1 protein-coding gene is annotated in these 407 nt (G+C 45.2%); it reads left to right on the plus strand.

The annotated features are described in order from the left end of the window. The coding region (locus EVJ32_RS16040) for an alpha-E domain-containing protein (RefSeq protein ID WP_131459133.1) at positions 1 to 407 on the plus strand (407 nt) is incomplete at both ends.

The raw sequence follows: 407 nt of genomic DNA on the forward strand, positions 1-407 counted from the left end.
CTCCTTACAATGAAGATAAGCTGATTCATTACTTGGCGATGGCCGATGAAAACTTGAATTCAGTGGCGAACTGTGTCCGTTATATACGGGAAAATGCACGGGTGAGCCGGGACCATATCACCGATGAGTACTGGCAAATATGGAACAGCTGTTATTTGGCGCTGCAGAATATCGATCCAGAGCAATGTGCAACCCATGAAATGCGCAGCTTTTTAGAGCTGGTAAAAATGACTTCCCTTACTTCCCAAGGAATCATTGAATCCGCTATGCAGCGGGGTGTGGAATATCAGATTATCAAAATTGGCAAGTGGCTGGAACGGGCAGAGAAAACAGCACGCATTTTAAATGTTGTGTGCGAGCGGACGTATGAGCAGCAATTGCAGGAAGAAACGGAAGACTATTATTAC

This window comes from Exiguobacterium sp. SH5S4, assembly GCF_004337045.1.
Classification (GTDB): Bacteria; Bacillota; Bacilli; order Exiguobacteriales; family Exiguobacteriaceae; genus Exiguobacterium; species Exiguobacterium aurantiacum_A.